This is a genomic window from Aminivibrio pyruvatiphilus, from assembly GCF_004366815.1.
Classification (GTDB): Bacteria; Synergistota; Synergistia; order Synergistales; family Aminobacteriaceae; genus Aminivibrio; species Aminivibrio pyruvatiphilus.
Map to the genome: position 1 here is coordinate 383,628 of NZ_SORI01000001.1, position 19,752 is coordinate 403,379.

A 19,752-nucleotide genomic window follows, 5' to 3' on the forward strand; every position below is an offset into this window, starting at 1 on the left:
AATGCTTGAAAGGCTGATGGCGCTCCTGGGACTGGTGGATCCCGGCGGAGAGTACGATGACGACGGGGAAGAGGATCTTCGCCCGGACCTGGAGGAGCGGGAGGAGCGGGTGATCCGCCCCGCTGCGGGAGAGGCGGACCTCATCATCCTCCGGGGCCCGTCCGGGCCGGACAGAAAGGAAGAACTCGCGGAGGCCCTCAGAAAGGGTAAAATGCTCCTCGTGGACCTGCGGGGGATGGAGCGTGAACCCGGCCAGAGCCTCCTTGACTTTCTCTGCGGGGTCGCCTTCGCGAACAGGGGGACGGTGCTCAGGGTAGCGGGAGGAATTTTTCTCGCTTCGCCGAGAAAAACCATGATAGAGGAATGGGAGGACGAAAACGGTGCCTGATCTTTTGACCGCCCGGGACATCGAAAGCAAGTATTTTTCCAGGGCAATGCGGGGCTACGCGGTCAGCGAGGTGGACGAATTCCTCGACCGGGTGGCGGAAGATATCCAGGAATACTCCCTCCGGTGCGCGGAGCTCGAGCGCCGCATCGACAGGCTTGAAGAACAGATCCGGGAATACGAGAACCTCAAGGAGACCCTCCAGGGAACGCTTCTCATGGCCCAGAAAAGCGCGGAGGCCAAGGAAGAGGCTGCGAGCAGGCAGGCGGAAACCCTGATCAGCGAGGCACGGCTGAAGGCCGAGCAGGTCGTTCTTGACGCCTCGGCGGCGAAGGACAGGGAACGGAGGGAACTCCAGCGTCTCCGGCAGATGAAGCAGGAGTTCAAGGCGGAATTCAGGGCCCTGCTCTCACGGTTCGCCGCCCTCTCCGACGGCGAGGAAGAATCCTTCGCCGAGGAGGAAGAGTCAGCGAGGTGAACGCTCCTGTCCGCAGTCTTTCCGACCCCGTCCGGTTTGTGAAGGGAGTGGGCCCCGCCCGGGAGGCGCTGCTTGCACGGCTCGGGATCCGCTCCGCCGGGGATCTCCTCTTCCTCTTTCCTGCCCGGTACGAGGACAGGCGGAACCTCGCCCCCCTTTCGTCCCTCCGTGGCGGCGAGACCGTGTCGGTGGCAGCGCGGGTGGCGGCCTTCGAACGGCGGAAAACTGCCCGGAAAGGACTTTCCGTCATCACCGCCCTCATCTCCGACGGCATGACCATGGCCAGGGCCGTGTGGTTCAACAGGGTGGGTCTTGAAAAGGTGCTCCTTCCGGGAGTACGGGTCCTTTTCTTCGGCCGGGTCGACGTACGGGGGGGGGCGGTCCAGCTCACGAACCCCGACTTCGAGATCCTGGACGAAGACGGGGACGAAGAAAAATCCCTCGCCATCGTTCCCGTCTACCCCACCACCGCAGGGCTCTCCCAGAAGGCCCTGCGGAGAATGACCGGCTCGGCCCTGGAAGATTTCCTTCCCTCCCTCGGGGAATTCCTTCCCGACGACCTCCGTTCCCGGCTCCGACTGCCCGGCGTGGCAGAATCGGTCCGGCAGCTTCACTATCCCGAATCCCGGGAGAAATGGAAGGCCGCCCGGAACCGGCTTGCCTTCGATGAATTCTTCCTCCTCCAGACGGGACTGGCCGTTCGCCGCAGCCTTGCCGGGGACACGGCTTCTCCGGCTCCCTCCCTCCCTCCCGGGAGGCTTGTGGCGGAATGCCTCGAAAACAGGCTTCCCTTCACCCTCACGGACGGGCAGAAAAAAGCGGTGGAGGACATCTTCGCCGACATGGCGCGGGTCGTACCCATGAACCGCCTGCTCCAGGGGGACGTGGGCTCGGGCAAGACGGTGGTGGCCCTCCTGGGCCTTCTGGCGGCCATGGACGGAGGATGCCAGGGGGCATTTCTCGCCCCCACGGAAATCCTCGCCCGGCAGCACTACCTCCGCCTCGCCCCCATGATCGAAGCCCTCGGCGGCAGATGCGCCCTCCTCACCGGCTCCCTCCCGGCCAGGGAGAAAGCTGAAATCCAAAAAGGCCTGGAATCGGGAGAAATTTCCGTGGCCATAGGGACCCACGCCCTGCTCTCCGAAAAAACGGCCTTTGCCAGGATGGGCATTGCCATCGTGGACGAGCAGCACCGGTTCGGCGTCCTGCAGAAGCATGCCTTCCGGTCCAAGGGCGAGAGCCCCCATGTCCTCGTCATGACGGCCACCCCCATTCCCCGGACGCTTACCCTTACGGTCTACGGCGACCTTGCCGTCTCCGTCATCAACGAGCTGCCACCGGGAAGGAAACCCGTGGAGACCAGGGCGGTCCCTCCGAAGAAGATCCCGGGACTCCTCTCCTTCCTCGGGGAACGGATGAAAGCCGGTGAACGGGTCTACTGGATCTGCCCCCTCATTGAGGAAAGCGAAACCCTTGATCTGGCGGCGGCTGAGGCACGGTTCGCCGAGCTCCGGGAGCGTTTTTCGCCCCTGGGGGCCGGTCTGCTCCACGGCCGCCTTCCCAACGGTGAGAAGGAAAATGTCATGGACGGCTTCCAGCGGGGGGACATTTCCCTCCTCGTATCAACCACCGTCGTGGAGGTGGGAGTGGACGTGCCCGAGGCCACCATCATGGTGGTGGAGGATGCCGTCCGGTTCGGCCTGTCCCAGCTCCACCAGCTTCGGGGAAGGGTGGGGCGGGGAACCGGTGAATCCTGGTGCTTCCTGATATGCTCCCCCTCCTCGCAGGAGGCGAGGGAACGGATCGGGGCGTTCTGCGCCACCTCCGACGGATTCGCCATCGCCGAGGCGGACCTCCGGCTCAGGGGGCCCGGGGAAGTGTGCGGCGTCCGACAGTCGGGAGTCACGGACTTCCGCGTGGCGGACCTGATCAGGGACAGGGATATTCTTGAAACCGCGAGAAGGGAAGCCTTCAGCCTCGTGGCGAAGGACCCGGGACTCCTGTCGTGCCCGGAGCTGAAGGACCGGCTGTACACCACTCTGGGGAGGTCGCTGAACCTTGTGGAAACGGCGTGACAGGGATCTCCCGGCAGGGGAGAAAACGGCCGGCTCCGCCGACCTGGAACGGTATCTTCTGAACCTCCTCTCCAGGGGGATACTTCCCGCTGCGAAGGTCAGGGAAAAGCTCGCAGCCCGGGGAGCGTCCCCTGAAGAAGCCGACGGGCTCATCCTCCGCTTCGAGGAGGGGGGCTTCATCGACGACAGGGCCTATGCCGTCCTGTTCGCCGATTCCCGCCCGGACTGGGGACCCATCCGCCTGAGGGACGAACTGAGGAGGAGAGGCGTATCCTCCTCCTTCATCCGCGAGGCCCTCGAGGACATTGACGAGGAGGCAAGGGCGAAAGCCCTTGCGGAGGAACTGGCTTCAAGGGGGCTGGAGGCGGAGAAGATCATCGGGCGCCTTCTCCGGCGCGGTTTTTCCTTCTCCGTCTGCAGAAAGGTAACGGAAAGGGCTTGTGAGGGTGAAGGCTGACCTGTAAAATAGTACGAAGCACGGAAAACGGGAGACTTCTGTTTTCCCCCTTACCAGTACCTTGAAAATAAAATTGAGGAGTGATTACAGCACCATGAATTTTTTGACAGCAATGGTCGCAATTGTCGTGGGAATTGCCGCCGGAACAGGGGCGGGATTCCTTCTTTCCAAAACCCTCGGGGCGCGAAACCTTGAAAGCGCAAAAGCCCAGGCCAGGAATATCCTGAGAGAGGCCCAGGTGGCAGCGGAACAGAGCAAGCGGGAAAAGCTCACCGAGGCCAAGGAAGAGATCTTCAGGCTCCGCCAGGAGATCGAGAGGGAAGGCAAGGAACGCCGCAACGAACTCCAGAGGGCAGAGCGGCGGCTGGAACAGAAGGAAGAGAACCTTGACCGCAAGCTCGACCGGGTAGCCCACCGGGAGGAAGAGCTCAAAGGAAGGCAGGAGGAGCTGGAAGCCCGCCTGCTCGAAGTCGAGGAGACGAAGCGGAAGCAGATGGAACGCCTCGAGGAAATCGCCGGGATGACCAGGGAAACTGCCCGGGATATCCTTCTCAGGCAGACCGAGGAAGACGCCCAGCACATTCTCGGACTCAGGCTCAAGGAGCTTGAGGAGAAGGCAAAGCGGGAGGCCGAGAGAAAGGCCAGGGAAATCATCGTCACTGCCGTGCAGCGCTGCGCCGTGGAACATACTTCCGAGGCGGCTGTGAGCGTCGTCCATCTTCCCTCCGACGAAATGAAGGGAAGAATCATCGGCAGGGAAGGACGGAACATCAGGACCTTTGAAACCCTCGCCGGCGTTGACCTCATCGTGGACGACACCCCCGAGGCGGTGACCCTCAGCAGCTTCGACCCCGTCCGCAGGGAAATCGCCCGGCTCTCCCTCGAGCGTCTCGTGACCGACGGCAGGATTCACCCTGCCCGCATTGAGGAACTCATCGAAAAGGCCACCAGGGACGTGGAAGAACAGATTGTGGAAGCAGGCGAGAGCGCCCTGCTCGAAACGGGAATCAAGAACATGCATTCCGAGCTCGTCCACACCCTCGGACAGCTCAAGTTCCGGTTCAGCTACGGACAGAATGCTCTCCAGCACAGCCTCGAGGTTGCCTACATTTCCGGCATGATCGCCGCTGAGCTGGGGATTGACGAGGAAATTGCCCGCCGCGCCGGACTTCTGCACGACCTCGGCAAGGCGGTGGATCATCAGATTGAGGGGCCCCATGCCCTCATAGGGGCGGACCTCGCCAGACGGTACAACGAAACGCCCGAAATAGTGAACGCAATCGCTTCCCACCACGAAGACCAGGAGGCGAAGAGCATCTACGACGTCATCGTGGCCGCCGCAGACGCGGTCAGCGCCTCCCGCCCCGGAGCCCGCAGGGAAAGCCTCGACGCTTACGTCAAGCGCCTTGAAAAGCTCGAGGAGCTGGCCAAGGGGTTCAACGGCGTGAGCAAGGCTTATGCCATTCAGGCGGGCAGGGAGGTCCGGGTGGTGGTGTCCCCGAACATATCCGACGACGGCGTGGTCCACAAGATAGCCTTCGACATCGCCCGGAAGATCGAGGAGGAAATGAAGTATCCCGGCCAGATCAAGGTCACCGTCACGCGGGAGACCAGGGCCACGGAATACGCGAAATAGGCGAAAAATGAGGATACTCTTCATCGGAGACATCATGGGAAGCCCCGGGCGCAAAGCGGTTGCCGCGGTGCTTCCCCTCCTCCGGGAGCGGTGCGGCGGTTTTGACTTCGTTATCGCCAACTGCGAGAACGCCGCCGCCGGGAAGGGAATCACCAAAAAAATCGCCGACGAACTCTTCGGCCTCGGAATCGACGGCATGACATCGGGCAACCACATTTGGGACAAGCCCGAAGGGGTTGCCGTCCTGGAGGCGGAGCCCCGGATCGTCCGCCCGGCGAACTACCCGGACGAATGCCCCGGACAGGGAATGACGGTGCTGGAGAAAAACGGCAGGCGCCTCGCCATGGCCAACCTCCAGGGAAGGGTTTTCATGCCCCCCATCGACTGCCCCTTCAGGAAGGCGGACGTTCTTCTCGCCGCTGCGGGGCAGATTCCCCTTTTTCTCGATTTTCACGCCGAGGCCACATCGGAAAAAAAGGCGCTGGCCCATTATCTCGACGGCCGGGCCGCTGTGGTGATCGGAACCCACACCCATGTGCAGACCGCCGACGAAGAAATTCTTCCCGGAGGAACGGCCTGCATTACTGATGCGGGAATGACGGGAGGGCACAGAAGCTCCATCGGAATGAAGATGGAAGGCGTGCTCCCGAAGTTTCTCACCGGCATGCCTTCCAGGTTCGAAGTTTCGGGAGAAGGGCTGGCCCTCAACGGGGTGGCCGTAACCCTGGACGACGAGACGGGACGGGCTGTGGACATCCTCAGAATCAACGAAAAATTATCTCACTAAGAATGAGCGGGGGAGGCTTTTAAGCCTCCCCCGCTCATTCTTAGCCTTTCAGCAGATCCTCGGAAGAATCTCCCCCCAGGGCATATCCACCAGCCGTTCTCCCCCGATGGAGGTCTTCATGGAGACCATCCCCTTCGGCTCGGCGGAGGAGACTCGGCCGATGACGGCGGCGTCCGCGCAGAGAGGGGACTGCCTGAGGATCCGCAGGGCCTCGTCGGCATCGGAAGGGGCCACCGCAAGGGCGGCGCACCCCTCGCAGGCCATGTAGAGAGGGTCGAAGCCGAGAACGTCGCAGAGGGATTGTACCTGGAAACCCACCGGGATGGCGTCTTCGTCGAGGGAGAAATGGAGTCCCGTGGCCTCCGCCCACTCGCAGAGAACAGTGCCCAGCCCGCCTCTGGTGCAGTCCCTCATGCAGCGCAGCCCTTCGAGGTGCAGAAGGGGACTCAGGGCCGGCCACAGGGGGGCGCAGTCGCTCAGCAACCCCTCCACGGGGAGGTCGAACCGGGCGGACGCTATGGCCGCTCCGTGCCGTCCGATGGACGTGGTGACGAGAAGGGTGTCCCCTTCATGAATACCGGTCATGGATAGGGTCCGGGCCGTCCGGATCCTGCCGAAGGCGCAGCCCGTGATGATCATTCCGTCCACCGCCCCCGAGGGAACCACCTTTGTGTCTCCTGCGGCGAGGGTCATGCCTAGACGAGCGCAGGTAGAAGCGGCGCTCTCCATGTACGAAGCAGCCTCTTCGGAAGAAAGTCCCTCCTCGAGGACAAGACTGATGCCGAGGAAATCCGGGCTCGCGCCACGGACGGCCAGATCGTTGGCGCAGCCGCAGACGCACAGGTGCCCGATGTCGCCGCCCGGGAATCTCCGGGGCGACACGGTGAAGCCGTCCAACGTCATGGCGTAGCCTCCGGGAAGAAGGGCGGCGTCTTCCAGTTCGGGGCCGATATTCCGCTTCCTGAAGGAGTCGAGCAGCTGCGAGACGAGCTCTGCGCTCTGCCGCCCGCCGCTTCCGTGTCCCAGGGTGACTGTTGTGTCCTTCATGACCTGTCTCCTTTGAAATACCGGAAGTAAGCTCCGCATGTCCCCTCGCCGGACACCATGCAGGGGCCCACGGGGGACAGGGGAGTACATGCCGAGCGGAACAGGGGGCATTCCGGCGGGATAATCTTTCCTGTCAGCACCTCGCCGCACCGGCAGCCTGCCGGGGGAGTGCCCGGACGGAGAGAGATGCCGAACCGCTTTTCCGCGTCGAAGGATTCATACGGCCTTTTCAGTGCCAGCCCCGAGGCCGGAATGGTCCCGATGCCCCTCCACGCGGTGTCCCGGTGTTCGAAGACTTCCTCAAGCAGTCCGAGGGCTTTCGGGTTCCCTTCCTTTTTCACGGCTTTCCCGTACACCGAACGGAGGGCCGGTGCACCCTGTTCGTGCTGTCTCACGATGTCCGCGAGGCCCAGAAGGATCTGGTCCGGTTCGAAGCCGGCTATCACGCCGGGAAGGCCGTACTTTTCGGGAAGAAAACGGAAGGGATCGTGCCCGAGGATGACGCATACGTGGCCTGGCAGGAGAAAGCCGGAAAGCCGGAGGTCCGGGTCCGCGGCGAGAAGCTCCACTGCGGGCGGCGTCCGCTTGTGGAACGAAAGGACCGAGAGATTGCGGATCCCTCTCCGGGCCGCCTCTGCCACGAGGGCAGCCGTGGCCGGGGCTGTGGTCTCGAAGCCGACGCCGAGAAAGACCACTTCCCGGGAGCTGTATTCTTCCGCGAGGGACAGGACATCCATGGCTCCGGTCACCACCCTGGCGTCAAGACCCCGGGACCGCTTCGACGCCAGGGACCCTCCTTCGCAGGGAACCTTGAACATGTCCCCGTAGGCTGCCACCACAGCTCCCCTGTCGAGAAGAGAAAGGGCGGCTTCGATCTCACCCTGGTCGGTGACGCACACGGGGCAACCCGGGCCGGAGACAAGCCGCAGGGTCGGGGGAAGGACGGACCTGATGCCGGAACGGAATATGGAAACCGTATGGGTTCCGCAGACTTCCATCACCGAAAGTGGTGTCCTGGAGATCTTTCCCAGCAGCTCAGCGACGGAAGGGGCATTAATGGGCATAGGGTTCTCCCGCAAGAGCCCGCAGTTCGTCCCAGAGGCTCTTCAGTTCCTCCGAGTCCTCCGGGGAGAGCTTTTCTATGGCGAATCCGGCATGGACGAGGACCGTATCGCCGGGGACGACATCATCCAGGAGATCGGTGCGGATTTCCGTGCGAACGGCGCCCGCCGAGGCAAGAGCCCGGTTCTCTCCAAGAATTTCCTTGATGGTGTGGGGAACGGCAAGACACATGAAAACTCCTCCTTTTCCGGGCTATTGTACTCCAGAATGACCGGAGAATGAAGAAAATACATTTTCATGGAGTGGAAAGATGGAAGGAGGGTGCTATAATATGCTTCGATTATTCTATATTAAGAAAACACGCGGAATAGTGAAAGGTGGGTGACGCCCGGGAAAGAGCGGTATCGAACAGTATGAACGTGTTCCAACATCTGATCACAGAAAACGAAGGAGGGGTATGGGAATAATGGCACAGGAAGCCCATCGGGAACATTGGGGAAGCAGAATCGGATTTATACTGGCGGCTGCCGGATCGGCGGTCGGACTCGGAAACATCTGGCGTTTTCCGTACGTAACGGGCCAGAACGGCGGAGCGGCGTTCGTCCTTGTTTATCTTGCCATCATTTTTGTCCTCGGCTTCTCCGTCATGCTCGCCGAGATGGCCATAGGCAGAAAGGCCCAGCTCAATGCAGTCGGCTCCTTCGAGAAGCTCAGGGGCGGCGCATGGCCCATCGTGGGCTGGATGGGCGTTGTCGCGGGATTCATGATTCTTTCGTTCTACGCTGTCATCGGAGGCTGGACCATCAAGTATTTCATCTGGTCCTTCGGCGGCCTCATGACCGAAGCTGCCGCAGGCAAGGCGGGAGACGTGTTCGGCGGTTTCGTCACCAACACCCCGCAGGTAATCCTGTACCAGGCGATCTTCATGCTCATGACCATCTGGGTGGTCTACAAGGGAATCGGCGAAGGCATCGAGAAGTACTGCAAGATCCTCATGCCGGCCCTTTTCATCATCCTTCTCATCCTCATCGTCCGCTCCGTGACCCTCGAGGGTGCGGGCAAGGGACTTGAGTTCTACCTCAAGCCCGACTTCTCCAAGATCACCGGAAGTTCCATCGCGGCAGCCCTGGGACAGGCTTTCTTCTCTCTTTCCCTGGGTATGGGCTGCATGATCACCTACGGAAGCTACGTGGACAAGCAGACCGGCCTTCCCGGTTCAGCCATCCAGGTGTGCGTCATTGACACAGCCGTTGCCATCCTCGCGGGACTCGCCATTTTCCCGGCGGTCTTTGCCTTCGGAGTGGACGCAGGCGCCGGTCCCGGCCTGACCTTCGTCACCCTTCCATCGGTCTTTGCCAAGATGGCCGGAGGGACGATCTGGTCAGCCCTGTTCTTCCTGCTTCTCTTCATTGCCGCCCTGACGTCGGCCATCTCCCTTCTCGAAGTGGTGGCGGCCTACTTCATCGACAAGGGATGGAGCAGGCCCAAAGCCGCATGGATCATGGGATTCCTCATCTTCGCCCTCGGCATTCCTTCCGCCATGTCCCTGACCGGAGCGCCGAAGATCGCGGGGAAGGACTTCCTCGACGCCATGGACTTCATTTCATCCAACGTCCTTCTGCCCCTGGGCGGCGTGTTCATTGCCCTCTTCGTGGGCTGGATCTGGACGGCCGACGCACGGAAGGAAGTCACCAACGAAGGAACCCTTTCCTTCGGGATTATGGAGCTGTGGATCTGGGTCTGCCGGGTCATTGCTCCTGCCGCCATCCTCTACATCTTCATCACCGGCCTGAAGTGGTAGCCGGCAACAGCCGTTGTACCGGGGCCCCTGCGGGGGCCCCTATTTTTCCGGAATTCTTATTTTGTTGTTCCATTCACAAAAAGACTTGACTCCTTTTTTTCATTGTGTAAAATAAACATGATCTCCGGATGAACGCCGCAAGAGAGACTTTCCCGCACGAAGGAAAGCGCCGAAGGGGCAAGGCCGGCCGAACAGTGCCGGCGGAAACTCTCAGGCGAAAGGATTGCGGCCGGACGGATCTCTGAAATGAATAGCTCCCCCGATGCGGTTTCCCTCCTCTCCGGGGCTATGCGACAGAGAGTGTCTTACCTATAGGCATAGGGAGGCAGTTGAATGTCCTGTCGCAGGCTTCTTGTTACCAACAATCCCCTTTTGCGGAACACCATCCCGTCCTGCGATTTCGTCGACGGGAACTCTCTGTCTGTTCTCCTGCGGTCGAGAGATTTTGTCCACATGGGCTGGGTTCTGCTGTCCCACCCCCTGTACGGAAATCTCCGCCCCCATCAGCATCCGTACCGCTCCGTCCTCCTGGAGCGTCCCGCCGGTGAACCCCGGCCGCCTCTCGATCTCCAGTCCCTCGAGTATGTGGAAAACGCCCTCGGTGTCTATTCCGCAGAGAAGGAGCGGATTCTCTCGGACAAGGGAATGCCCGGCACGGTCCGGGATGATTATGCCTTTATCGACGCCGAGCTCATGAAGGAAAGCCTTTCCCGCTACGGCCTCTGGCCCCGGGAATCTTTGAAAACAGATCATTGAAAGGAGGTGAAGGATAATGGTTGAATTGACGAAGGAGAATTTTGACGCCGAGGTCAAGGAGAGCGCTCTTCCCGTGCTCGTTGACTTCTGGGGCCCCAAGTGCGGTCCCTGCATGGCGCTGCTCCCCAATGTCCATAAGATGGCTGAGGAGTACGAGGGTAAGGTGAAGTTCTGTTCCGTGGATGTTTCCGAGAACCGGAGAGTTGCCATCGCGAACAAGGTCATGGGCCTTCCCACGTTCCTGTTCTGGAAGGACGGTGCGGAAGTCGCCAGGATCAGCGGCGGAGATGTGACCCTGGAGAAGATCCGGGAAAATGTGGAGGCTCTTCTGAAGTAGCCTTCGCGCCCAAAAGGGGGGAAACAGACAACCATGAGACTCGAGCTGCACAAAGTGAAAATCAACAAGCTGGCCTGGGGAGACAAGACCTTTGCCCGGGGCGGTGTGCTGACGGTGAACAAAGAGGAACTCCTTTCCGTTCTCGCCGGCGATGAACGGCTTGCGAAGGTGGACGTGGACATAGCCCTTCCCGGCGAAAGCGTCCGCATCCTTCCCGTGAAGGACGTAGTGGAGCCCCGCTTCAAGATGGAAGGCCCCGGAGGAGTGTTCCCGGGCATGGTGTCCGACGTGGAAACCGTCGGCGAGGGCAAGACCCTCGTCCTTTCGGGAGCCGCCGTTGTCACCACCGGAAAGATCGTCCGCTTCCAGGAAGGCATTATCGACATGACCGGGCCGGGAGCGGAATACACTCCCTACTCCGGGACCTGCAATGTCGTGGTCATTCTCGAGAACGTCGAGGGAATCGACAAGCACGATTACGAGACCGCCTGCAGGATGGCCGGGCTGAAGGCTGCGGCCTACCTGGCAGAAAAGTGCCTCGGCACGCCCGCCGACGAGGTCGAGACCTACGAGACCCCCTGCCTGAAGGACGCCGTGGCGGCCCATCCGGGACTGCCGAAGGTCGCCTACCTGTACATGCTCCAGTCCCAGGGACTTCTTCACGACACCTACCTCTACGGCGTTGACGTGAAAAAGATCCTTCCCACCTTCCTCAACCCCACGGAAGTCATGGATGGAGCCATCGTTTCGGGCAACTGCGTGTCCGCCTGCGACAAGAACAACACGTACTCCCACCAGAACAACCCGGTGATCCACCACATGTTCAGGCGCCACGGCAAGGACTTCAACTTCCTCGGCTGCATCGTCACCAACGAAAACGTGACCCTTGCCGACAAGAAGAGGTGCTCCTCCTATTCCATCAAGCTGGCGAAGACCCTCGGTGTTGATGGTCTGCTCATCTCCGAGGAAGGTTTCGGCAATCCCGACGCCGACCTGATCATGAACTGCTGGAAGGCGGAGCGGGCCGGGATCAAGACCACCCTCCTCACCGACGAATACGCCGGCCAGGACGGCGCGAGCCAGTCCCTCGCCGACTCCTGCCCCGAGGGAGACGCCTGCGTCACCGCAGGAAACGCCAACGAAGTGATCGTCCTTCCTCCCATGAAGAAGGTCATCGGCGTTCCCGAGGAAGCCAATATCATCGCCGGAGGCTGGCAGGGATCCCTCGCCGCCGACGGAACCATCACCGTGGAGCTCCAGGCCATCCTCGGAGCCACCAGCGAGCTCGGCTTCACGAAGCTCGGAGCCTACACCATCTGATCCGAATGACCGGAGGCTGTTCCGCCATCGGGCGGAAAGGCCCCACTATGACAAGGAGGTGTCACAGCATGGCAAAACTGGCAGGCAAAAAAGTACTGCTGCTCGGTGAGCGCGACGGCGTTCCCGGCCCCGCCATGGAAGCATGCTTAAAGGACAGCGGCGCCGATATCGTCTTCTCGGTGACCGAATGCTTCGTCTGAACCGCCGCAGGAGCCATGGATCTGCAGAACCAGCAGCGCATCAAGGATGCCGCTGAGAAGTACGGCCCGGAAAACGTGGTCGTGATTCTGGGTTCCTCCGATGCCGAAGGCGCTGAAATCTACGCCGAAACGGTAAGCAACGGAGACCCCACCTATGCAGGTCCCCTGGCCGGAGTCCAGTCTGGACTCGCCGTATACCATGTCTTTGAACAGGAGATTCGGGACGAATGCGACGCAAACGCCTGGGAAGAGCAGATCAGCATGATGGAAATGGTGCTCGACCCCGAGAAGCTGTCTGAAGCCGTGAGCGGCATTCGGGCACAGTTCAGCAAGTACGCCCTATAAGAGGGGAGGGAGTAATTGTGTCATACCGGATCATACATTATATAAATCAGTTCTACGCCGGCATCGGCGGCGAAGAGAAGGCTGACGTCACTCCCGAAATCCGGGAGGGAGTCGTCGGGCCGGGAATGGCCCTGAAGGCCGCTCTTGGAACGGATGCCGAGATAGTTGCCACAGTTGTCTGCGGAGACTCCTATTTCGCTTCCAACATGGAGAAGGCGTCCGCCGAAATTCTCGACATGATGAAAAAGTACAAACCCGACGCGGTGGTCGCCGGCCCGGCGTTCAACGCCGGACGGTACGGCACCGCCTGCGGCGCTCTGTGCGAGGCCGTGGTGAAGCAGCTCGGCATTCCCGCGGTTTCCGGAATGTATCCCGAGAACCCCGGCGTGGAGATGTACAAGAAAAGTTTCTACATCGTGGAAACCCCTGACAGCGCCGCCGGCATGAGGAAAGCCGTTCCCGCCATGGCCGGCCTCGTCCTGAAGCTCCTGAAGGGCGAACATATCGGCACCCCTGCGGAGGAAGGCTACATCGAACGGGGCGTCAGGAAGAACAAGTTCTACGACAAGCTCGCCGCCGAGCGGGCGGTGGACATGTTCACCGCCAAGCTCAAGGGAGAGCCCTTCGTCACCGAGTACCCCATGCCCGTTTTCGACCGGGTTGCTCCCAACCCTGCCGTGAAGGACATGAAGAATGCGGTCATCGCCCTGGTCACCTCCGGCGGTATTTGCCCCAAGGGCAACCCCGACCACATCGAGGCCTCCAGCGCCAGCAAGTTCGGCGAGTATGACATCACCGGCGTTATGGACCTCACTTCCGACGGCTACTGCACTGCCCACGGCGGCTACGACGCCACCTACGCAGACCAGGACGCTGACAGGGTCCTTCCCGTGGACGTCCTTCGGGACATGGAAAAAGCGGGTGTCTTCAAGAAACTCCACAACAAGTTCTATACCACCGTGGGCAACGGCACGGCCGTGGCCAGCTCGAAGCGCTTCGCCGAAGAAATTGCCCGCAGGCTCATCGCCGACGGCGTCACCGCCGTCATTCTCACCTCCACCTGAGGCACCTGCACTCGTTGCGGCGCAACGATGGTCAAGGAAATCGAGCGTGCAGGCCTTCCCGTGGTACACATTTGCACCATAGTTCCCATCTCCCTCACCGTGGGAGCGAACAGGATCGTTCCCGCCATAGCCATTCCCCATCCCCTCGGCGACCCCACGAGGACCATGGAAGAAGAGAAGGAGATCCGGCGCCACATGGTGGAAAAAGCCCTGAAGGCGCTTCAGACGGAAATTTCCGATCAGACGGTATTCGCCGACTGACGGACGCCCATGCGGGGGCCCGGAGAGCATCCGGGCCCCGCAGCTCACGAGAGAACAGCACAAGGAGGTTGGACCCCCATGGCCACCGCAGGAATCAAAGGATATGCCTATTGCCTGAACCACGCTCCCGAGACGGGATTCCATTACGGGAACACGCCGTTCATTGAACGAGAGACGAAGGGTGAGACCGAGTTCCTTCGGGAACTGCCGTCCTTCATGCAGAAATACGAGGAAGCCAGGGACTATGCCCCCAACCAGGCCTACATCGGCGGGATGACCCTCGAAGCCCTGGAAAACTCCCCGCAGCCCTGGCACGGCAACAGGATCGCCGGATCGGGCCGCTATGGAGCTTACGGAGAAATCATGCCGGAGGACGAGTTCCTCGGGCTGATGGATATATGCGATGTCTTCGACATCATCTGGCTGGAGACTTCCTTTGCCGCTTCGGTCAGGGAAAAGCTTGCCGCAAGTCCTGTGATGAACGATAAGCTGCTCGCCCGCCTCGAGGCAGGCCATTCCGCCGACGAGATCGCCGGTGAGGTAGCTCACAAAAAGGCCCTCCCCCTGTACTTCAGCGGAAAGGTCGTGGGCTGTGCCCGGAACGGCCACGAAGTGGACGACTGCCTCTTCGCCTACGTGCTTCTCGAGAACCTCGCCTGCAAGGCAGGGGGAGTGCTCTCCCTCCTTCACCTGCTGAAGAACACGGGCATGGCTCCCGAAGAGGTGGATTTCGTCATCGAATGCTCCGAGGAAGGCGCGGGCGACATGAACCAGCGGGCCGGAGGAAACTTCGCCAAGGCCATCGCTGAAATCGCCGGGTGCGTCAACGCCAGCGGCTGCGACGTCCGGAGCTTCTGCGCCGGTCCCGTCAACGCCATGATCGCCGGTGCGACCCAGGTGGCTTCCGGCGCACGGAAAAACTGCGTCGTGCTCGCCGGGGGAGCCATTCCGAAACTCTACATGAACGGACGGGACCACGTGAAGAAGAAAATGCCCGCCCTGGAGGACTGCCTCGGAAACTTTGCCGTTCTTCTTGTTCCCGACGACGGAACGAACCCCGTCATGAGGCTTGACGTCCTCGGCAAGCACACCGTGGGCGCAGGATCGTCTCCCCAGGCCGTCACCACCGCCCTCATCCTCGATCCCCTGGAGCGGGCTGGGCTTTCCTTCATGGACGTGGACAAGTACGCCGCCGAACTGCACATCAACGAGATCACACTCCCTGCGGGAGCGGGCGACGTGCCCCTGGCGAACATCAAGATGACTGCCGCTCTCGCGGTTACAAAGAAAGCCATAGAGAAGGCGGACATGATGACCTTCGTCAAGGAGCGGGGGGTTCCCGGGTTTGCCCACACCCAGGGGCACATCCCCTCGGGAGTGCCCTTCATAGGGCACGCCTGCGAGGCCCTGAAGGCGGGAACCATGAACCGGGCCATGATCATCGGCAAGGGAAGCCTCTTCCTGGCCAGGCTCACGAACCTTGCAGACGGGGCATCTTTCCTGCTCGAGCCTGCTTCCGGAAAAAAGGAGACCGGAGCCGCGGTTTCCAAAGACGACATCAAGGCCCTTCTCCTGGAGGTTCTCTCCGAACTGTCAGGAAAGCTGTAGACGGGAGGAAAGACCATGTCTGACATCAGGAAGCTCATAGGCGAAGCCCTGGCGGAGATCGTATCCGACGCCCGGTCGGGAGGCCCCCGGATTTCCGTGGGTCTCATGGCCATGGGCAGCGAGCTCGGGGCGGAGGAACTCGCCCGGGGAGCCAGGCTGGCCCAGGAAAATTCGTCCCGGATCGGGGTGGTCATGATCGGTCCGAGGATCCCCGGCTTCGGGGACCTGGCGTGGATCGAGACCCCGGACTGCGAGGAGGACGTGGCGAAGGCCATGGAGAAAGCCCTTTCCGACGGAAGGATCGCCGGAGCGGTTGCCCTCCACTATCCCTTCCCCCTGGGTGTCACCACCATAGGAAGGGTTGTGACCCCCGGCAGGGGAAAACCCATGATCCTTGCCTCGTCCACCGGCACCTCCGCAGTGGGCAGGGTGGAGGCCATGGTCAGGAACGCCCTGTACGGCATCGCGGCAGCCAAGTCCATCGGCCTGGAAAACCCCACGGTGGGAATCCTTAACGTGGACGGTGCCCAGCTTGCCTACAAGGCCCTCAATAGCCTGAAGGAAAAGGGATACCCCGTGTCCTTCGGCGCCAGTGTCCGGAAGGACGGCGGAGCGGTCCTCAGGGGGAACGACATCCTCGCCGGAGCCGTCGATGTCTGCGTCACCGACACCCTCACGGGCAACGTGCTCATGAAGATGTTCTCCTCCTTCACCACCGGAGGATCCTACGAATCCCTCGGATGGGGCTACGGCCCCTCGGCGGGGGAGGGGTGGAACAGGATCATTTCCATCATCTCCAGGGCCTCCGGAGCCCCGGTCATCGCAGGCGCCCTGGAGTATACCGCCAGGGCTGCGGCGGGAAAATTGCCGGAAAAGGTGGCGGCGGAGCTTGCCGCGGCGCGGAAGGCAGGCCTGGACGCCGTGCTCGAAGGGCTCGCCCCGAAAGCCCCCTGCACCGACCTGGTGACCGCTCCTCCCGCAGAGCCCACCGACGAGGAGATCCACGGCGTGGACGTCCTGTCCATTGAAGACGGCGTCAAAGTCCTCTGGAAAGAGGGCATTTATGCCGAATCCTCCATGGGATGCACCGGTCCCGTGATCAAGGTGCCAGGGAAACATCTCGGCAAGGCCGAAGACATTCTCAAAGCCGGCGGATATATTTGACATTAGTTGGGGAAGGCTGATTTCGCCTTCCCTTTTCTCTTTTCAGAAGAATGATCTGTGCTATAATTTTTCTGAAAGAATAAACCTATTCGTACATTAAAGGGGGTGAAAGCGGACTCAAACCTGCGCCCTGTTCCAGATTCCACCGTTTTTTCTGTTTTTGAGGCACCCCCTTCCCGGGAGAGTCCGGAGGGGAGGAAGTTTCCGCGCTGAATAACATGAGAGGGGGAATCGCAAGTTATGCAGGAAGTAATGAGGATCAACGGGATTATCAACGGTATCGTATGGGGGCCCTGGATGCTGGCCCTCCTGGTTGGCACCGGCGTTTACCTCACCATCGTTCTCGGTGTGCCCCAGCTTCGTTATTTTGGTCTTATGTTCAAGGAAGTATTCGGCAACCTCGGCAAGAAGAAGGAAGGCGAAGGCGCCATCTCCTCCTTCGCAGCCCTCTCCACCGCTCTCGCCTCCACCGTGGGAACGGGCAACATCGCGGGAGTCGCCACGGCCCTTCACCTCGGCGGTCCCGGAGCCCTCTTCTGGATGCTCGTTTCCGCAGTATTCGGCATGACCACGAAGATGGCAGAAGTCACCCTGGCAGTCAGGTTCCGTGAAAAGGACGAACTGGGCAACTGGCGGGGCGGCACCATGTACATCCTCGACAAGGCCGCCGGTCAGAAATGGCTCGCCTGGCTCTTCGCCCTCTTCGGATTCCTCGCCTCCTTCGGCATCGGCTGCGCTGTCCAGGCCAACTCCACCGCTGAAGGCTTCAACCTCGGCTTCGGCATCCCCAACATCTATACCGGCGTGGCGGTTGCCGTGCTCACCGCTCTCGTCATCATCGGCGGCCTGAAACGGATCTCCGAGGTCACCACCTACCTTGTGCCCTTCATGGCCATCTTCTACATCGTAGGCGCCATCCTCGTGGTTGCCACCCACACCGAACAGATCGTGCCGGCCTTCAGCAATGCCGTGAAGTATGCCTTCAGCGATCCCATGGCCATGCCCGGCGCCATCGCCGGCTGGGCGGTCAAGGCGGCCATCACCCGGGGTATTGCCCGGGGCGTCTTCTCCAACGAGGCCGGTCTCGGCTCCGCTCCCATGGTTCATGCCACCGCAGTGGTGGACCATCCTGTCCGCCAGGGCATGTACGGCCTCTTCGAAGTGTTCACCGACACCATCGTCATCTGCACCCTTACCGCTCTTGCCATTCTCACCAGCGGTGTGCTGACGGGGCAGCCGGAGCTCTCCGGAGCCAAGCTCTCCCTGTCCGCCTTTGAAGCCGTCCTCGGCGGTACGGGCACCATGATCCTCTCCGTGGGGCTGGCTCTCTTCGCCTTCTCCACCATCCTCGGCTGGTACTGGTACAGCGAGACCTGCGGCACCTACATCTTCGGAACGAAGGTCATTCCCGTCCTGAAGATTCTCTGGATTGCCTTCATCGTCCTCGGCGCGGCAGGCGGCGTGTTTCTCGGCGACGGCAAGGCCTTCCTCGACAACCTGTGGGATATGGCCGACACTCTGAACGGCCTCATGGCGATCCCCAACCTCGTGGCCCTTCTCATCCTCTCCGGCGAGCTGAGAAAGCTCGTAAAGGACTTCGACGAAAAGCGCCGGAACGGCACCCTGAAGATCTAACGAAACAACGGCAGGTTCGGAAAAAGGGGACGGGATTCCGTCCCCTTTTTTTCGGGAAGGAAGGGGATCCTCATGCACCGCGCCACGCGAATGGAAGTCAATCTTGCGAACGTGCAAGCCAATTTTCTGGCCATACGGCGCCATGTGGGGCCGGGGCCGGAGATTTTCGGAGTCATTAAAGCCGATGCCTACGGGCACGGTGTTCACCAGGTCTGCAAATCCCTTTCGGAAGCGGGATGCCGCCGTTTTGCCGTGGCCATCCCCGACGAGGCCTTCGAGCTTCGGGAAAGTGGCGTCACCGCGCCCATCCTCGTCCTCGGACCCACACCCGCCAGATCGGCGGCGGAATATGTCAGGCAGGGTGTCACGGCAACGATCACCGATCTTTCCTTTGCCCGTGTCCTCAGCGGCGAGGCGGTCAGGCAGGGCAGGAAAATGCCGGTCCACGTGAAGGTGGACACGGGGATGAGCCGCATCGGGTTCCTCCCGAGGGAGATTCCCGCCGTCCTCGACGAGCTGCAAACCCTGCCCGGGCTCTTCCTGGAGGGAATGTACACCCACTTCGCCACGGCGGACGAGCGGCGTCTCGATTTTACGGAGTACCAGTTCTCCGGGCTGAAGGAAGCTCTGGCAGCGGCGGAGGCCCGGGGAGTTCCCATCCCCTTCCGCCATGCCTGCAACAGTGCCGGGATCCTTGCCTGCCCGGACAAGTATCTCGACGGAGTCCGTCCCGGAGTTATCCTGTACGGCATGTATCCCTCCGCGGAATGCGTACGGTCCATCGACCTTCTTCCCACCTTCGAGGTGAAGACGGAAGTGGCCCTCGTGAAAGAACTGTCCCGGGGGAACGGCGTGGGCTACGGGCTGAAGTACATGACCAGGGGAGAAGAGCGGCTCGCGGTGCTCCCCGTAGGGTACGCCGACGGCTATTCCAGGGCACTCTCCATGAAGGTGGACGTCCTCATCGGCGGAAAACGGGTTCCCCATGCCGGGAACATCTGCATGGACCAGATGATGGTCAACGTCACCGGCATGGACGTGAAGGTGGGCGACGAGGTGGTCCTCATCGGGCGGCAGGGGAGTGAACACATTACCCCCGAGGAGATTGCCGCCGCCAGAAACACCATCAACTACGAAGTCCCCATCATGTTCCTCAGAAGGGTTCCGAGGGTCTACAACTCCTAGGAGCCTGTCGGACTTAGGCCACATCGGATAAAATAGACTCATCCCGACCAAAGGCGGCGAAAGAGCATGGTGACCAGATTCCAGACAGTAGACAGAGCGACTCCGTACATACTCCCCCAGTCCATTGAGGACTGGCTTCCCGAAGACCA

At 61.2% G+C, this 19,752-nt stretch carries 19 protein-coding genes and 1 riboswitch; of the genes, 16 read left to right on the forward strand and 3 right to left on the reverse strand.

The features are described from left to right. The first annotated feature begins 1 nt into the window (after window position 1). The 6 genes from sepF to C8D99_RS01755 all read left to right on the forward strand — a co-directional run bounded on the left by sepF (window position 2) and on the right by C8D99_RS01755 (window position 5,818). Window positions 2–388, forward strand: coding sequence for a cell division protein SepF (gene sepF / locus C8D99_RS01730; RefSeq protein WP_133955689.1), 387 nt, complete (start codon window positions 2–4; stop codon window positions 386–388). After that, window positions 381–863 (forward strand): DivIVA domain-containing protein, encoded by a 483-nt coding sequence (locus tag C8D99_RS01735; RefSeq protein WP_133955691.1) that lies wholly within the window; start codon window positions 381–383, stop codon window positions 861–863. Before sepF ends, C8D99_RS01735 begins: the two co-directional genes overlap by 8 nt. Then, a complete protein-coding gene (recG, locus tag C8D99_RS01740; RefSeq protein ID WP_133955693.1) occupies window positions 860–2,938 on the forward strand; it encodes an ATP-dependent DNA helicase RecG in 2,079 nt (692 codons plus the stop codon). Before C8D99_RS01735 ends, recG begins: the two co-directional genes overlap by 4 nt. Further along, entirely contained in the window at window positions 2,922–3,395 is a 474-nt protein-coding gene (locus C8D99_RS01745) for a regulatory protein RecX (RefSeq protein ID WP_133955695.1), read from the forward strand. Before recG ends, C8D99_RS01745 begins: the two co-directional genes overlap by 17 nt. Window positions 3,396–3,507: 112 nt before the next feature. Next, entirely contained in the window at window positions 3,508–5,031 is a 1,524-nt protein-coding gene (gene rny, locus C8D99_RS01750; protein ID WP_243833800.1) for a ribonuclease Y, read from the forward strand. Between the two features lie 7 nt (window positions 5,032–5,038). After that, complete coding sequence (locus C8D99_RS01755; RefSeq protein WP_133955699.1) at window positions 5,039–5,818, forward strand: TIGR00282 family metallophosphoesterase; 780 nt, start codon at window positions 5,039–5,041, stop codon at window positions 5,816–5,818. A 48-nt stretch (window positions 5,819–5,866) separates the two neighbouring features. On the opposite strand, the gene hypE is transcribed toward C8D99_RS01755, so the two are convergent. The 3 genes from hypE to C8D99_RS01770 are packed head-to-tail and all read right to left on the reverse strand — an operon-like array spanning window position 5,867 to window position 8,158. Beyond that, a complete protein-coding gene (gene hypE, locus C8D99_RS01760) occupies window positions 5,867–6,865 on the reverse strand; it encodes a hydrogenase expression/formation protein HypE (RefSeq protein WP_133955701.1) in 999 nt (332 codons plus the stop codon). Further along, window positions 6,862–7,929 (reverse strand): hydrogenase formation protein HypD, encoded by a 1,068-nt coding sequence (gene hypD, locus C8D99_RS01765; protein WP_133955703.1) that lies wholly within the window; start codon window positions 7,927–7,929, stop codon window positions 6,862–6,864. Before hypD ends, hypE begins: the two co-directional genes overlap by 4 nt. Beyond that, entirely contained in the window at window positions 7,919–8,158 is a 240-nt protein-coding gene (locus tag C8D99_RS01770) for a HypC/HybG/HupF family hydrogenase formation chaperone (RefSeq protein ID WP_133955705.1), read from the reverse strand. Before C8D99_RS01770 ends, hypD begins: the two co-directional genes overlap by 11 nt. 235 nt (window positions 8,159–8,393) lie before the next feature. On the opposite strand from C8D99_RS01770, the gene C8D99_RS01775 reads away from it, so the two are divergent. The 10 genes from C8D99_RS01775 (at window position 8,394) to alr (ending at window position 19,603) form a co-directional block, all read left to right on the forward strand. Further along, complete coding sequence (locus C8D99_RS01775) at window positions 8,394–9,728, forward strand: sodium-dependent transporter (RefSeq protein WP_133955707.1); 1,335 nt, start codon at window positions 8,394–8,396, stop codon at window positions 9,726–9,728. Window positions 9,729–9,856: 128 nt separating this feature from the next. Continuing rightward, window positions 9,857–9,964, forward strand: a riboswitch (glycine riboswitch). Window positions 9,965–10,061: 97 nt separating this feature from the next. Further along, complete coding sequence (locus C8D99_RS01780; protein ID WP_208321034.1) at window positions 10,062–10,484, forward strand: GrdX family protein; 423 nt, start codon at window positions 10,062–10,064, stop codon at window positions 10,482–10,484. Window positions 10,485–10,500: 16 nt separating this feature from the next. Beyond that, entirely contained in the window at window positions 10,501–10,821 is a 321-nt protein-coding gene (locus C8D99_RS01785) for a thioredoxin family protein (RefSeq protein WP_133955709.1), read from the forward strand. Between the two features lie 33 nt (window positions 10,822–10,854). After that, the gene (locus C8D99_RS01790; protein ID WP_133955711.1) at window positions 10,855–12,141 is read left to right on the forward strand and encodes a glycine/sarcosine/betaine reductase component B subunit; all 1,287 of its coding nucleotides are present in this window, start codon (window positions 10,855–10,857) and stop codon (window positions 12,139–12,141) included. Window positions 12,142–12,209: 68 nt separating this feature from the next. Then, window positions 12,210–12,686 carry a glycine/sarcosine/betaine reductase complex selenoprotein A gene (gene grdA / locus C8D99_RS01795; RefSeq protein ID WP_133955713.1) on the forward strand — a complete coding sequence of 159 codons (477 nt, stop codon included), beginning with the start codon at window positions 12,210–12,212 and terminating at the stop codon, window positions 12,684–12,686. Window positions 12,687–12,703: 17 nt separating this feature from the next. Beyond that, window positions 12,704–14,011 carry a glycine reductase complex selenoprotein B gene (gene grdB, locus C8D99_RS01800; RefSeq protein ID WP_133955715.1) on the forward strand — a complete coding sequence of 436 codons (1,308 nt, stop codon included), beginning with the start codon at window positions 12,704–12,706 and terminating at the stop codon, window positions 14,009–14,011. A gap of 78 nt (window positions 14,012–14,089) precedes the next feature. Beyond that, window positions 14,090–15,619: a glycine/sarcosine/betaine reductase complex component C subunit beta gene (grdC, locus tag C8D99_RS01805; RefSeq protein WP_133955717.1), complete on the forward strand. Its 1,530-nt coding sequence runs from the start codon at window positions 14,090–14,092 to the stop codon at window positions 15,617–15,619. A gap of 15 nt (window positions 15,620–15,634) precedes the next feature. Beyond that, entirely contained in the window at window positions 15,635–16,783 is a 1,149-nt protein-coding gene (gene grdD / locus C8D99_RS01810; protein ID WP_133955719.1) for a glycine/sarcosine/betaine reductase complex component C subunit alpha, read from the forward strand. Window positions 16,784–17,023: 240 nt separating this feature from the next. Continuing rightward, window positions 17,024–18,418: an alanine/glycine:cation symporter family protein gene (locus C8D99_RS01815; protein WP_133955721.1), complete on the forward strand. Its 1,395-nt coding sequence runs from the start codon at window positions 17,024–17,026 to the stop codon at window positions 18,416–18,418. A 90-nt stretch (window positions 18,419–18,508) separates the two neighbouring features. Next, window positions 18,509–19,603, forward strand: coding sequence for an alanine racemase (gene alr / locus C8D99_RS01820; RefSeq protein WP_243833801.1), 1,095 nt, complete (start codon window positions 18,509–18,511; stop codon window positions 19,601–19,603). The last annotated feature ends 149 nt before the right edge of the window (window positions 19,604–19,752 follow it).

What these genes read in the sequence shown, in the direction of transcription:
- C8D99_RS01780 (WP_208321034.1), top strand. Translation starts at nt 10,062, where the DNA reads ATGTCCTGTCGCAGGCTTCTTGTTACCAACAATCCCCTTTTGCGGAAC.
- C8D99_RS01790 (WP_133955711.1), top strand. Translation starts at nt 10,855, where the DNA reads ATGAGACTCGAGCTGCACAAAGTGAAAATCAACAAGCTGGCCTGGGGA.
- sepF (WP_133955689.1), top strand. Translation starts at nt 2, where the DNA reads ATGCTTGAAAGGCTGATGGCGCTCCTGGGACTGGTGGATCCCGGCGGA.
- C8D99_RS01815 (WP_133955721.1), top strand. Translation starts at nt 17,024, where the DNA reads ATGCAGGAAGTAATGAGGATCAACGGGATTATCAACGGTATCGTATGG.
- C8D99_RS01775 (WP_133955707.1), top strand. Translation starts at nt 8,394, where the DNA reads ATGGCACAGGAAGCCCATCGGGAACATTGGGGAAGCAGAATCGGATTT.
- hypE (WP_133955701.1), bottom strand. Translation starts at nt 6,865, where the DNA reads ATGAAGGACACAACAGTCACCCTGGGACACGGAAGCGGCGGGCGGCAG.
- grdD (WP_133955719.1), top strand. Translation starts at nt 15,635, where the DNA reads ATGTCTGACATCAGGAAGCTCATAGGCGAAGCCCTGGCGGAGATCGTA.
- C8D99_RS01755 (WP_133955699.1), top strand. Translation starts at nt 5,039, where the DNA reads ATGAGGATACTCTTCATCGGAGACATCATGGGAAGCCCCGGGCGCAAA.
- grdC (WP_133955717.1), top strand. Translation starts at nt 14,090, where the DNA reads ATGGCCACCGCAGGAATCAAAGGATATGCCTATTGCCTGAACCACGCT.
- hypD (WP_133955703.1), bottom strand. Translation starts at nt 7,929, where the DNA reads ATGCCCATTAATGCCCCTTCCGTCGCTGAGCTGCTGGGAAAGATCTCC.
- C8D99_RS01785 (WP_133955709.1), top strand. Translation starts at nt 10,501, where the DNA reads ATGGTTGAATTGACGAAGGAGAATTTTGACGCCGAGGTCAAGGAGAGC.
- alr (WP_243833801.1), top strand. Translation starts at nt 18,509, where the DNA reads ATGGAAGTCAATCTTGCGAACGTGCAAGCCAATTTTCTGGCCATACGG.
- rny (WP_243833800.1), top strand. Translation starts at nt 3,508, where the DNA reads ATGGTCGCAATTGTCGTGGGAATTGCCGCCGGAACAGGGGCGGGATTC.
- C8D99_RS01770 (WP_133955705.1), bottom strand. Translation starts at nt 8,158, where the DNA reads ATGTGTCTTGCCGTTCCCCACACCATCAAGGAAATTCTTGGAGAGAAC.